This window comes from Citrobacter amalonaticus Y19 (assembly GCF_000981805.1).
Lineage (GTDB): Bacteria > Pseudomonadota > Gammaproteobacteria > Enterobacterales > Enterobacteriaceae > Citrobacter_A > Citrobacter_A amalonaticus_C.
The window spans coordinates 159,760-172,957 of sequence record NZ_CP011132.1 but is presented as its reverse complement, the minus strand read 5'-3'; the positions used below and the strand labels follow the sequence as shown (position 1 = coordinate 172,957).

The following is a 13,198-nucleotide window of genomic DNA, read 5'->3' as shown; positions in this document are numbered from 1 at the left end:
GACCTGATTTTTCCCCCGAACATGGGGATCGATAGTGCGTGTTAAGGAGAAGCAACATGCAAGAAGGGCAAAACCGTAAAACATCGTCCCTGAGTATTCTCGCCATCGCTGGGGTGGAGCCGTACCAGGAGAAACCGGGCGAAGAGTATATGAACGAAGCCCAGCTGTCGCACTTCAGGCGTATTCTTGAAGCATGGCGTAATCAACTTAGGGATGAAGTCGATCGCACCGTTACTCATATGCAGGATGAAGCAGCCAACTTCCCGGACCCGGTAGACCGTGCCGCACAGGAAGAAGAGTTCAGCCTCGAACTGCGTAACCGTGACCGTGAGCGCAAACTGATCAAAAAGATCGAGAAAACGCTGAAGAAGGTTGAAGACGAAGATTTCGGCTACTGCGAATCCTGCGGTGTAGAAATTGGTATTCGTCGCCTGGAAGCGCGTCCAACAGCCGATCTGTGCATCGACTGCAAAACGCTGGCTGAAATTCGCGAAAAACAAATGGCAGGCTAAGGCCTGGCGTTTGAAACGTTTACAACAGGCGGGGCTTTCCCCGCCTGTTCATTTTTATGCAAAGATGACTGACTCACACTATATTGGCCGATTCGCCCCGTCACCTTCCGGTGAACTGCACTTTGGCTCCCTCATTGCTGCGCTGGGCAGTTACTTACAGGCTCGCGCCCGTCAGGGAATATGGCGAGTACGTATAGAAGATATTGATCCTCCTCGTGAAGTTCCCGGTGCCGCAGACACGATTCTGCGTCAACTGGAACATTACGGCCTGCACTGGGATGGCGACATTTTATGGCAGTCACAGCGCCATGACGCCTACCGCGACGCGCTCGCCTGGTTATATGACCGGGGGCTGAGTTACTACTGCACCTGTACCCGCGCACGCGTCCAGAGCATTGGTGGAATTTATGATGGTCACTGCCGCGCGTTGCATAACGGGCCAGCGCAAGCGGCAGTGCGCATTAAACAGCAGCATCCCGTCACCCATTTTCACGATCGACTTCGCGGTGATATCCAGGCCGACGAACGCCTGGCGAGAGAAGATTTTATTATCCATCGCCGTGATGGACTGTTTGCCTATAACCTGGCGGTGGTGGTGGATGATCACTTTCAGGGGGTCAGCGAAATCGTGCGCGGTGCCGATTTGATCGAACCGACGGTGCGACAACTCTCGCTGTACCAACAGTTTGGCTGGACGCCTCCGGACTATATTCATCTGCCGCTGGCGCTCAATGCGCAAGGCGCTAAACTTTCCAAACAGAATCATGCCCCTGCCTTGCCGCACGGCGATCCGCGTCCTGTTCTTATGGACGCGCTGCGCTTTCTTGGGCAACAGAGTGATTGGCCGTGGCGGGAGATGCGCGTCGATGAGATCCTCGCCTGTGCCGTGGCAAACTGGACGCTTTCGACAGTCCCTGAATCAGCGATTGTAAATCCGGCATTCTCAAATACGTCGTGCTGAGCTATGATTAGCCGCTATTTTTACACAGCTAATGATTTGAACTGAAATCTGAATATTGTTTGACACTACCGAGGTGCACTATTTTTACCCGAGTCGCTAATTTTTGCCGCAAGGTGCTAAGCCGCGAAGAGAGCGAGGCTGAAATTGCCGTCGCCCGTCCGCGTATGACGGTCATCCCGCGCGAGCAGCACGCTATTTCACGCAAAGATATCAGTGAAAATGCCCTGAAGGTAATGTACAGGCTGAATAAAGCGGGATACGAAGCCTGGCTGGTTGGCGGAGGCGTCCGCGACCTTCTGCTTGGCAAAAAACCGAAAGATTTTGACGTCACGACCAATGCGACGCCAGACCAGGTGCGCAAGCTGTTCCGTAACTGCCGCCTTGTAGGCCGCCGTTTCCGTCTGGCACACGTCATGTTTGGCCCGGAAATTATTGAAGTCGCCACCTTTCGTGGTCATCACGAAGGCAGCGAAAGCGACCGTACCACGTCCCAGCGCGGACAAAACGGTATGCTGCTGCGCGACAACATTTTCGGCTCCATCGAAGAAGACGCCCAGCGCCGTGACTTCACCATTAACAGCCTTTATTACAGCGTCGCTGATTTTACCGTTCGCGACTATGTTGGCGGCATGCAGGATCTGGAAGATGGCGTAATCCGCCTGATCGGCAATCCGGAAACCCGCTACCGCGAAGATCCGGTGCGGATGCTGCGCGCCGTGCGTTTCGCGGCGAAGCTCGACATGAAGATAAGCCCGGAAACGGCAGAGCCGATTCCGCGCCTGGCAACGCTGCTCAACGATATCCCGCCCGCGCGCCTGTTTGAAGAGACGCTGAAGCTGTTGCAGGCGGGCTACGGCTATGAAACCTATAAAAAGCTGCGCGAATACAGCCTGTTCCAGCCACTGTTCCCGACCATCACTCGCTATTTCACCGAGAATGGCGACAGTGCAATGGAACGCATCATCGCGCAGGTGCTGAAAAATACCGATAACCGCATTCATAACGATATGCGCGTTAACCCGGCCTTCCTGTTTGCCGCGATGTTCTGGTATCCGCTGCTGGAAATGGCGCAGAAAATCGCCCAGGAAAGCGGTCTGGCTTACTATGACGCGTTCGCGCTGGCAATGAATGAAGTGCTGGATGAAGCCTGCCGTTCGCTGGCGATCCCGAAACGTCTCACCTCGCTGACCCGCGACATCTGGCAGTTACAACTGCGTATGTCCCGTCGTCAGGGTAAGCGCGCGTGGAAGCTGATGGAGCATCCGAAATTCCGCGCCGCGTATGATTTACTCGCCCTGCGTGCCGAAGTGGAAAATAATACCGAACTGCAGCGCCTGACGCAGTGGTGGGGCGAATTCCAGGTTTCAGCGCCGCCAGAGCAGAAAGGCATGCTGAACGAGCTGGATGAAGATCCGTCACCACGCCGTCGTCACCGTCGTCCGCGTAAGCGCGCGCCGCGTCGTGAAGGAACGGCATGACCCTCGTTTATATCGCACTGGGCAGCAATCTGGCTTCTCCTCTGGAGCAGGTCAATGCTGCCGTCAACGCGATACGTGAGATCCCTGAAAGTCGGGTTGTGGCCGTTTCTTCCTTTTATCGAACCCCGCCGCTGGGTCCGCAGGATCAGCCCGATTACCTGAACGCCGCCGTGGCGCTGGAAACAACGCTCGAGCCAGAAACATTGCTCGATCACACCCAGCGCATTGAACTTCAACAAGGCCGGGTACGTAAGGCTGAACGCTGGGGACCCCGCACGTTAGATCTGGACATCATGCTGTTTGGCGATCGCGTCATCCACAACGAACGGTTAACCGTGCCACACTACGACATGAAAAATCGTGGTTTTATGCTCTGGCCACTGTTTGAAATCGCCCCTGACCTGCACTTCCCTGACGGTATCTCGCTGCAACAGGTACTCACTCACCTTGGCGCAGAAAAACCCGCGCGCTGGTAATCTCCCTCTACTTTCCTCACGTTTGTTCTTTTCACGTCCGACGGTTGCTTAAATCAATTGCCCCACTGAATGTGACTGTTAAAATGCCGGTAAATATGACGTTCACCATCAGGAAATGTTATGAAACCGACCACCATCTCGCTGTTGCAGAAGTGCAAACAAGAGAAAAAACGCTTCGCCACCATTACTGCCTATGACTACAGCTTCGCCAGACTGTTTGCCGACGAAGGGATCAATGTGATGCTGGTCGGGGACTCCCTGGGGATGACGATGCAAGGGCATGAATCCACCCTGCCGGTGACCGTTGAAGATATCGCTTACCACACGCGTGCGGTACGTCGCGGCGCGCCGAATTGCCTGCTACTCGCCGATCTGCCGTTTATGGCTTACGCGACGCCGGAACAGGCCTTTGAAAATTCGGCCATCGTCATGCGTGCGGGCGCGAACATGGTCAAGATTGAAGGCGGCGCCTGGCTGGTAGAGACCGTGAAAATGCTCACAGAGCGCGCGGTGCCCGTTTGCGGACACTTAGGATTGACGCCACAGTCGGTCAATATCTTTGGTGGCTATAAAATTCAGGGCCGTGGCGATGCCGGACAGGTTTTGCTCGACGATGCTCTGGCGCTGGAAGCCGCGGGCGCGCAGCTGATTGTGCTGGAATGCGTCCCGGTTGAGTTGGCCAAACGTGTGACTGACGCGCTCTCTATTCCGGTTATCGGCATCGGTGCCGGTAACGTCACCGACGGACAAATCTTAGTGATGCACGACGCCTTTGGCATCACCGGCGGCCATATTCCGAAATTTGCCAAAAATTTCCTTACGCAAGCAGGCGACATGCGCGCCGCGGTACGGCAGTATATTGCCGAGGTTGAGTCCGGCGTCTATCCGGGCGAAGAACACAGTTTCCATTAAGGAGTCTTGTTGTGCTGATTATTGAAACCCTGCCACTGCTGCGTCAGCATATCCGCAGAGCCCGTCAGGAAGGTAAGCGCATTGCGCTGGTGCCGACGATGGGCAACCTGCATGATGGTCACATGAAGCTGGTTGATGAAGCCAAAGCCCGTGCGGACATCGTGGTGGTGAGTATTTTCGTTAACCCGATGCAGTTTGACCGCCCGGACGATCTGGTGCGCTACCCGCGCACATTGCAGGAAGACTGCGAAAAGCTGAACAAGCGTAAAGTGGATTTCGTCTTTGCCCCCGCGCCGGACCAAATCTATCCCCAGGGCACCGACGGGCAGACGTACGTGGATGTCCCCGGCCTCTCGACGATGCTGGAAGGCGCCAGCCGCCCGGGTCATTTCCGTGGTGTTTCAACCATCGTCAGCAAGCTGTTCAATCTGGTACAGCCGGACGTCGCCTGCTTTGGCGAGAAGGACTTCCAGCAACTGGCGCTGATCCGCAAAATGGTTGCCGATATGGGCTACGACATCGATATCGTCGGCGTGCCGATTATTCGCGCCAAAGACGGTTTAGCCCTGAGTTCGCGTAACGGTTATCTGACGGCCGAACAACGTAAAATCGCCCCTGGTTTGTACAAAGTAATGAGCCGCATCGGCGAAAAACTGCAGGCCGGCGAGCGTGAACTGGAAGAGATTGTTGCCATCGCGGAGCAGGAGCTGACGGAAAAAGGCTTCCGTCCCGATGATATTCAGATCCGCGATGCTGACACGCTGCTTGAGCTGACCGAGAGCAGCCAGCGTGCCGTGATTCTGGTTGCCGCATGGCTCGGTCAGGCACGGTTAATCGACAATCAGACGGTTGCATTAACCCAGTAGACAGGGGTTAAAAATCAGGCAATACTGCCTGAGAAAATTCTCAAAGCAGGTTTCGACCTGCTTCGTTATCGATACGAGTTTAAGGTAGACGTTATGATTCGCACTATGCTGCAGGGCAAACTCCACCGCGTGAAAGTGACTCAGGCGGACCTGCACTATGAAGGTTCCTGCGCCATCGATCAGGATTTCCTGGATGCCGCCGGGATCCTCGAAAATGAAGCCATTGATATCTGGAATGTGAGCAACGGCAAGCGCTTCTCCACCTATGCAATTGCCGCCGAACGCGGCTCCAGAATCATCTCCGTTAACGGCGCGGCGGCACACTGTGCCAGCGTGGGCGATATTGTGATCATCGCCAGCTTCGTCACCATGTCTGACGAAGAAGCGCGCCGCTGGCAGCCGAAGGTCGCTTACTTCGAAGGCGACAACGAAATGAAACGCACCGCAAAAGCCATTCCGGTTCAGGTTGCGTAAGTGAACTACCCCTGCGGCTGATTGCTGATCAGCCGCGACATGGTCTCCAGCGAATCCGTTCTTAAGATGTATAAGCGTTTGAGTAAGAACGGATTATCCCCCGGCTTCACCTTTCCTTTCACCGTTGTCACCGCCAGGTGAAATCCAGCCTCTTGTGCCGCTTTCACAGCCGTCGCGTTATAACTGCCAAACGGGTAGGAAAGATAGAGCACGTGCGGATTAAACGGGGCCAGCGCGCGCCGGGAACGTTCAAAATCATACAGAATATTATGCTGGCTGCGGCTGAGCAGAATCGGGCGACGATGGCCGTCTACCCGATGCAAAAAGTGCGTATGGGACTGAAAATCAAACACATCGCGGATACCGTTAAGTTCTGAAATGCTCATAAACTGCAGCGATTTGGGATCCCACTTTTGCGGACGAACTTTAATTCTTGACGAGATAATAAAGGCCGTGGCCTTCATTCCATACTGCTTCAGTACCGGATACGCATAGCGGCTCACCGACTTCAGGCCGTCATCAAAGGTAATCACCACCGCCCGCGCGGGCAGGTTCAATTGGTTTTGCACATAGCCTTCCAGTTGAGCCATTGTCAGCGTGCTGTAACCGCGATCGCGCAGCCAGGTCATCTGGTTGCTGAAAGCGCGGACTGACGTAGTGGTGGAGGTATGACGAAAGCGCGTGTTCTCTTCATCACGCAGAATATGGTGATAGGTCAGCACCGGCAGCCCGCGATCTTCCTGGGCGTCGAGGGCGCTTATCCAGGCCAGTCGGTCACCAATGCGGATCTGATACCAGGTTTGATTCAGCCGATCTTTAAGCTTACTGATGATGGGATAACGCAGGTTATCTGCCAGTACGCCAAACGGCGCGCTGCCAACATTTGGCGCGTTATAGACGGGGGTGGCCTGCCAGGTGATCAGATTCTGGTTGCTGAGCGGCTTGTTGAGGTCACCGAGGCTGTCTTCAACACGTTGTTTACCCTGCACGGGTTCCAGATGGCCCTTGTCGATAAACCCGGTGCCGAAGCCAAATTTGAATTCGTAGTAATCCGCAGCGACCGGAATGACAGAAATAATCTGCCCGGCGCGAATATTTCCCACGGTCATCATGTTATCGCCAATTTGCGCCCAAATAGCCGCATCTTCAGTGGTTTGCATATAACGAGCAGGTAACGCCGCACTGACGGCTGTAGAGAGGGACAGCAGCAAGAGGAACAGATATTTCATCATTAACGATAACCGGGGCAAGAAACAACGCAACGATTGTACCAATTCACTTCATTTATAAGAATGATTAATACTCATACAAATCGTGCAGCAGAACAAAGGGGGGATTTTTCTGTTGCTGATGCCAAAGACTGGTCACTTCTGGTCCGCCGAGAGCAACAATCTGGTCGCGAAACGCCGGACTACTCATTGATTTTCGTGATGAAACCATGCTCCCCAGCAGCGTCTCATTAATGCCGGAGATCACTTCACACTGCGGATGTTTATGGCTCATCAATGACGCCACGCGATACGGCGCCGCACCGGGGAGATCGGTCAGAAAGATGACGCCATCACCGGAATCTGTGGCATGTAAGGCGTCGCACATCATCCGACTCAGCATGTTCGCGCTCAACCCACGCCAAAAATTTACCGCCCGGCATTGCGTCAGCGGGCCGTGTTTTTTTTCCAGAAGGCTCAGGAGTTCCTCAGCCTTATCGTCATGACAGGTAATGACCCAACCTAGCATTTATCACCTCGTTAGCAGACAAGTAGTTTATCAGTGTGACAAATGGAGAATGATGACAATGGTCAAAAATCACCCTCTCCTCACCCGGAGGAGAGGGTGAAAACAGTCAGCTACGCAACCCGCGTCCGCGCTGGATTAAGGACCAGCACAGCAGATAAAACGCCACAATAAAGACCACCAGCACGCCAAACGTGGTCACCAGCGGTACGTCGTGAATACCGAGGAAGCCGTAGCGGAAGCCGCTGATCATGTAGACGATCGGGTTCAACTGCGATAAGCCCTGCCAGAACGGCGGCAGCAGCGTGAGGGAATAGAACACCCCGCCAAGATAAGTCAGCGGCGTCAGCACAAAGGTCGGGATCAGGCTGATATCGTCAAAGGTTTTTGCGAACACGGCGTTCAACAGGCCCGCCAGCGAAAACAGAATCGCCGTCAGAACCAGCGTCAGCGCAACAAACAGCCACGAATGCACCTGGAACGGAACAAAGAACAGCGAAATCGCCGTCACCAGAACCCCGACGCACAGTCCGCGCGCGACGCCACCGCCGACAAAACCAGCGATGATCACGTGCGTGGGCACCGGTGCGACCAGCAGCTCTTCGATGTTGCGCTGGAACTTGGCGCTAAAGAACGACGACGCGACGTTCGCATAGGCGTTGGTGATCACCGCCATCATGATCAGACCCGGCACGATAAACTGCATGTAACTGAAACCGTGCATCTCGCCAATACGGGAGCCAATCAGGTTACCGAAGATAATAAAATAGAGCGTCATGGTGATGACGGGCGGCACCAGCGTCTGGATCCAGATCCGCATAAAGCGGTTGATCTCTTTCGCCCAGATGCTTTTCAGCGCGACCCAGTAAAGCTGCATCATGCGCGATCTCCTTGTTTTTCATGAACCAGTGACACAAACAGCTCTTCAAGACGGTTCGCTTTGTTACGCATACTCAGTACCTGGATGCCCTGCGCGCTGAGTTGGCTGAACACGCTGTTAATTCCCTGCTCACGCAGCACTTCGACTTCCAGCGTTGAGGTATCCACCAGCCGATAGTGATAGCCCTCCAGCTGCGGCAGCGGACTTTTCGCCGCCAGATCGAGAATAAAGGTTTCAGATTTGAGCTTAGAGAGCAGGTTTTTCATCGAGGTGTTTTCGACCAGTTCACCGTGCTGAATAATCCCAATGTTGCGGCAGAGCATTTCCGCTTCTTCCAGGTAGTGGGTGGTCAGAATGATCGTGGTGCCTTTGTCGTTCAAATCCTTCAAAAAGCCCCACATTGAGCGGCGAAGTTCGATATCGACGCCCGCCGTCGGTTCATCGAGAATCAGCAGCTTCGGCTCATGCATCAGCGCACGGGCAATCATCAGACGGCGCTTCATCCCACCGGATAGCATTCGCGCACGTTCGTTGCGTTTTTCCCACAGATCGAGCTGTTTTAAATACTTTTCGCTGCGCTCAATGGCTTCTTTACGCTCCACGCCGTAGTAGCCCGCCTGATTGACCACAATCTGCTGCACGGTCTCAAACGGGTTGAAGTTAAATTCCTGCGGCACCAGCCCCAGTTGGCGTTTGGCGTTGACGACATCTTTTTCGAGATCGTAGCCAAAGACGCTGACGCGCCCGGAAGATTTATTCACCAGCGAGCTGATGATACCGATAGTGGTCGACTTTCCTGCCCCGTTCGGTCCCAGAAGCGCGTAAAAATCCCCCGCCTCGACCTGTAAATCTATCCCGCGCAGCGCCTGAACGCCGCCGGGATAAGTTTTTTTAAGTTGTTGAAGTTCCAGTGCAATGGTCATAAATTTTTACTTACCTTACGTTCTTACACTTTATATGTGGTTTAAATAATCCCGGAGTTGCCCTATATTAGCCCAACGCACTTATTTGGTTACAGGTCGTTAACCTCCATGAAAGACATAGATACACTCATCAGCAACAATGCACTATGGTCAAAAATGCTGGTGGAAGAGGATTCCGGATTTTTTGAGAAACTGGCGCAAGCGCAGAAACCACGCTTTCTATGGATTGGATGTTCCGACAGTCGCGTTCCCGCAGAACGTTTAACCGGCCTTGAACCGGGCGAATTATTTGTCCACCGTAATGTGGCTAACCTGGTCATCCATACCGACCTCAACTGCCTCTCCGTTGTTCAGTATGCCGTTGATGTCCTCGAAGTTGAACACATTATTATCTGTGGTCACTACGGGTGTGGCGGCGTTCAGGCTGCTGTCGAGAACCCGGAACTGGGTCTCATCGACAACTGGTTGCTGCATATTCGTGATATCTGGTTCAAACATAGCTCATTGCTTGGCGAAATGCCGCAAGAACGCCGTATGGACACGCTATGTGAACTGAACGTGATGGAGCAGGTGTATAACCTGGGTCACTCCACCATCATGCAGTCAGCCTGGAAACGGGGTCAGAAAGTGACCATCCACGGCTGGGCATACGGTATTCACGATGGCCTGTTGCGCGATCTGGAAGTGACCGCGACCAGTCGCGCCACTCTGGAACAGCGTTATCGCCAGGGTGTTTCTAACCTCAGCCAGAAACACATTAACCACAAATAAAAATCCCCGGTCATGCACCGGGGACGTAGCCAGTCAACGCCGGGATTTTCCCGGCTTTTTTACGCTTACTCGTCCAGCAGCACCACTTTGCCGACATACGGCAGATGGCGATAACGTTGAGCGTAGTCAATACCGTAGCCCACCACAAACTCATCCGGAATGGAGAAACCGATGAACTCGACCGGAACGTTTACTTCACGGCGGGAGGGTTTATCCAGCAGAGTGCAAATCGCCAGAGATTTCGGTTCACGCAGGCTCAGGATTTCACGCACTTTCGACAGCGTGTTGCCGGAGTCGATAATGTCTTCCACAATCAGCACGTCTTTGCCGCGAATGTCTTCATCGAGATCTTTAAGGATCTTGACGTCACGGGTGGTGGACATGCCGCTACCGTAGCTGGAGGCGGTCATAAAATCGACTTCATGAGATACCTGCACTTCACGGCACAGATCCGCCATAAACATAAATGAGCCACGCAGCAGACCAACCAGCACCATGTCACTGCCGCTGTCTTTGTAACGTTCAGTAATCTGACGACCCAGTTCGGCAATCCGCGCTTTGATCTCCGCTTCGGGGATCATTACTTCTACAGTATGTTTCATAACTCTAACCATATGATTTAAAAACAAATCACTCAATGTCTGCTTCTACCGGAACAGCATCGAAGTGCAAGGTATGCAGTATACCAGTAAAAGTATTTATCCGCGGCATCTCTTAATAAAGCTCATTTTGTGATGACGATCACACTTGTTAAATCCTATAATTAATTGCTACTAAAAAATTAACAAATTGAGATGGTGTATTTTTATGGCAGATAACAACGCACGTTCACTACGACGCCTCGTGGTGTTAACGGCCCTCTTTGCAGCACTTTGCGGGCTGTATCTTCTGATCGGCGGAGGCTGGCTGGTCGCCATTGGCGGCTCCTGGTACTATCCGATCGCCGGTCTTGTCATGCTGGGTGTCGCCGTTATGCTCTGGCGCAGTCAGCGTTCCGCACTGTGGCTCTACGCCGCCCTGCTCCTCGCGACCCTGATCTGGGGCGTCTGGGAAGTCGGCTTCGACTTTTGGGCGCTAACGCCGCGCAGTGACATTCTGGTCTTCTTCGGCATCTGGCTGATTTTACCGTTTGTCTGGCATCGCCTGATTGTTCCTTCTCGTGGTGCCGTAGCGGCACTGGTGGTGGCTCTGCTGATTAGCGCAGGGATCCTGACCTGGGCAGGTTTCCATGACCCACAAGAAATCAACGGCACCCTGAGCGCTGACGCCACTCCGGCCGAAGCTATCTCCACGATCTCTGACAACGACTGGCCAGCGTATGGGCGTAATCAGGAAGGCCAACGCTTCTCGCCGCTCAAGCAGATCAACGCCGACAACGTCCACAACCTGAAGGAAGCGTGGGTGTTCCGCACCGGCGACCTGAAGCAGCCTAACGATCCAGGTGAGATAACCAATGAAGTGACGCCGATTAAAGTCGGCGATACGCTGTATCTCTGTACCGCCCACCAGCGTCTGTTCGCACTTGATGCGGCCACCGGGAAAGAGAAGTGGCATTTCGATCCGCAACTGAATACCAACACCAGCTTCCAGCACGTCACCTGCCGTGGCGTGTCGTACCATGAAGCGAAAGCTGATAGCGCCTCGCCGGAAGTGGTTGCCGACTGTCCGCGCCGCATCATCCTGCCGGTGAACGATGGTCGTCTGTTTGCAGTGAATGCGGAAACCGGCAAGCTGTGCGAAACCTTTGCCAACAAAGGTATTCTCAATCTGCAAACCAGTATGCCGGACACGACGCCGGGGCTGTATGAGCCTACGTCGCCGCCCATCATCACCGATAAAACCATCGTGATTGCCGGTTCGGTTACCGATAACTTCTCCACCCGCGAAACCTCGGGCGTGATCCGCGGTTTTGACGTCAATAGCGGCAAGCTGCTGTGGGCCTTCGATCCGGGTGCCAAAGACCCGAATGCCATCCCGTCCGACGAACACGCGTTTACCTTTAACTCCCCCAACTCCTGGGCCCCGGCGGCTTACGACGCGAAGCTGGATCTGGTCTATCTGCCGATGGGCGTGACCACCCCGGATATCTGGGGCGGTAACCGTACGCCGGAGCAGGAACGTTATGCCAGTTCGATTGTGGCGCTGAACGCCACCACCGGTAAGCTTGCCTGGAGCTACCAGACCGTACACCACGACCTGTGGGATATGGACATGCCGTCCCAGCCGACGCTGGCGGATATCACCGTCAAAGGTGAGAAAGTCCCGGTCATCTACGCGCCAGCGAAAACCGGTAACATCTTTGTCCTCGATCGCCGTAACGGCGAACTGGTCGTTCCGGCCCCCGAAAAACCAGTTCCGCAGGGTGCTGCGAAAGGGGATTACGTCAGCAAAACGCAGCCGTTCTCTGAACTGAGTTTCCGCCCGAAAAAAGATCTTACCGGGGCGGATATGTGGGGTGCCACCATGTTCGACCAACTGGTGTGCCGCGTGATGTTCCACCAGATGCGCTATGAGGGCATCTTTACCCCGCCGTCTGAACAGGGCACGCTGGTGTTCCCAGGCAACCTCGGGATGTTCGAATGGGGCGGTATTTCGGTCGATCCTAACCGTCAGGTAGCGATAGCGAACCCGATGGCGCTGCCGTTCGTTTCTAAGCTGATCCCACGGGGTCCGGGTAATCCAATGGAACCGCCGAAAGATGCGCAAGGCACGGGTAGCGAATCCGGTATTCAGCCACAGTACGGCGTGCCGTTTGGCGTCACGCTGAACCCGTTCCTGTCGCCGTTTGGTCTGCCGTGTAAGCAACCGGCCTGGGGGTATATCTCCGCGCTAGATCTGAAAACCAATGAAGTGGTCTGGAAAAAACGCATTGGTACGCCACAGGACAGTATGCCGTTCCCGATGCCGGTTCCGGTGCCGTTCAATATGGGGATGCCAATGCTGGGCGGTCCTATCTCCACGGCAGGCAACGTGCTGTTTATTGCCGCCACGGCGGACAACTACCTGCGCGCCTACAACATGAGTAATGGTGAGAAACTGTGGCAGGGACGTCTGCCCGCCGGTGGACAAGCCACACCGATGACCTATGAGGTGAACGGCAAACAGTATGTCGTGATTTCGGCCGGGGGCCATGGCTCGTTTGGTACGAAGATGGGCGACTATATCGTGGCTTACGCGCTGCCTGACGACGCGAAGTAACGCAGTCTATTTG

At 54.4% G+C, this 13,198-nt stretch carries 14 protein-coding genes; 9 read left to right on the top strand and 5 right to left on the bottom strand.

The features are described from left to right. Window positions 1–56: 56 nt before the first annotated feature. The 7 genes from dksA to panD all read left to right on the top strand — a co-directional run bounded on the left by dksA (window position 57) and on the right by panD (window position 5,679). Window positions 57–512 (top strand): RNA polymerase-binding protein DksA, encoded by a 456-nt coding sequence (dksA, locus tag F384_RS00770; RefSeq protein ID WP_003829221.1) that lies wholly within the window; start codon window positions 57–59, stop codon window positions 510–512. Window positions 513–576: 64 nt separating this feature from the next. Then, complete coding sequence (gene gluQRS / locus F384_RS00765) at window positions 577–1,473, top strand: tRNA glutamyl-Q(34) synthetase GluQRS (protein WP_046475734.1); 897 nt, start codon at window positions 577–579, stop codon at window positions 1,471–1,473. Between the two features lie 80 nt (window positions 1,474–1,553). Further along, window positions 1,554–2,951 (top strand): polynucleotide adenylyltransferase PcnB, encoded by a 1,398-nt coding sequence (pcnB, locus tag F384_RS00760; RefSeq protein WP_226991651.1) that lies wholly within the window; start codon window positions 1,554–1,556, stop codon window positions 2,949–2,951. Next, a complete protein-coding gene (gene folK / locus F384_RS00755) occupies window positions 2,948–3,427 on the top strand; it encodes a 2-amino-4-hydroxy-6-hydroxymethyldihydropteridine diphosphokinase (protein WP_046475726.1) in 480 nt (159 codons plus the stop codon). The genes pcnB and folK overlap by 4 nt, the downstream gene beginning before the upstream one ends. Window positions 3,428–3,547: 120 nt before the next feature. Continuing rightward, entirely contained in the window at window positions 3,548–4,339 is a 792-nt protein-coding gene (panB, locus tag F384_RS00750; RefSeq protein WP_046475723.1) for a 3-methyl-2-oxobutanoate hydroxymethyltransferase, read from the top strand. Between the two features lie 11 nt (window positions 4,340–4,350). Then, complete coding sequence (panC, locus tag F384_RS00745) at window positions 4,351–5,205, top strand: pantoate--beta-alanine ligase (RefSeq protein ID WP_046475720.1); 855 nt, start codon at window positions 4,351–4,353, stop codon at window positions 5,203–5,205. 93 nt (window positions 5,206–5,298) lie between these two features. Next, window positions 5,299–5,679, top strand: coding sequence for an aspartate 1-decarboxylase (gene panD / locus F384_RS00740; RefSeq protein ID WP_042323756.1), 381 nt, complete (start codon window positions 5,299–5,301; stop codon window positions 5,677–5,679). Window positions 5,680–5,684: 5 nt separating this feature from the next. On the opposite strand, the gene F384_RS00735 is transcribed toward panD, so the two are convergent. From F384_RS00735 to F384_RS00720, 4 genes are all read right to left on the bottom strand, one after another. Next, window positions 5,685–6,911 (bottom strand): polysaccharide deacetylase family protein, encoded by a 1,227-nt coding sequence (locus tag F384_RS00735; protein WP_046475717.1) that lies wholly within the window; start codon window positions 6,909–6,911, stop codon window positions 5,685–5,687. Between the two features lie 64 nt (window positions 6,912–6,975). Then, window positions 6,976–7,416: a PTS sugar transporter subunit IIA gene (locus F384_RS00730; protein ID WP_046475714.1), complete on the bottom strand. Its 441-nt coding sequence runs from the start codon at window positions 7,414–7,416 to the stop codon at window positions 6,976–6,978. Window positions 7,417–7,522: 106 nt separating this feature from the next. Further along, a complete protein-coding gene (locus tag F384_RS00725) occupies window positions 7,523–8,293 on the bottom strand; it encodes an ABC transporter permease (protein WP_046475711.1) in 771 nt (256 codons plus the stop codon). Next, the gene (locus F384_RS00720; RefSeq protein WP_046475709.1) at window positions 8,290–9,216 is read right to left on the bottom strand and encodes an ABC transporter ATP-binding protein; all 927 of its coding nucleotides are present in this window, start codon (window positions 9,214–9,216) and stop codon (window positions 8,290–8,292) included. Before F384_RS00720 ends, F384_RS00725 begins: the two co-directional genes overlap by 4 nt. Before the next feature lie 108 nt (window positions 9,217–9,324). Between F384_RS00720 and can the strand changes: the two genes are divergently transcribed. After that, the gene (gene can, locus F384_RS00715; RefSeq protein ID WP_046475706.1) at window positions 9,325–9,987 is read left to right on the top strand and encodes a carbonate dehydratase; all 663 of its coding nucleotides are present in this window, start codon (window positions 9,325–9,327) and stop codon (window positions 9,985–9,987) included. Window positions 9,988–10,052: 65 nt separating this feature from the next. Here can and hpt read toward each other — a convergent pair whose 3' ends face one another. Further along, window positions 10,053–10,589: a hypoxanthine phosphoribosyltransferase gene (gene hpt, locus F384_RS00710; protein WP_042997896.1), complete on the bottom strand. Its 537-nt coding sequence runs from the start codon at window positions 10,587–10,589 to the stop codon at window positions 10,053–10,055. Between the two features lie 205 nt (window positions 10,590–10,794). Here hpt and F384_RS00705 point away from each other — a divergent pair, with 205 nt between their 5' ends. Next, window positions 10,795–13,185: a glucose/quinate/shikimate family membrane-bound PQQ-dependent dehydrogenase gene (locus tag F384_RS00705; protein ID WP_046475701.1), complete on the top strand. Its 2,391-nt coding sequence runs from the start codon at window positions 10,795–10,797 to the stop codon at window positions 13,183–13,185. The last annotated feature ends 13 nt before the right edge of the window (window positions 13,186–13,198 follow it).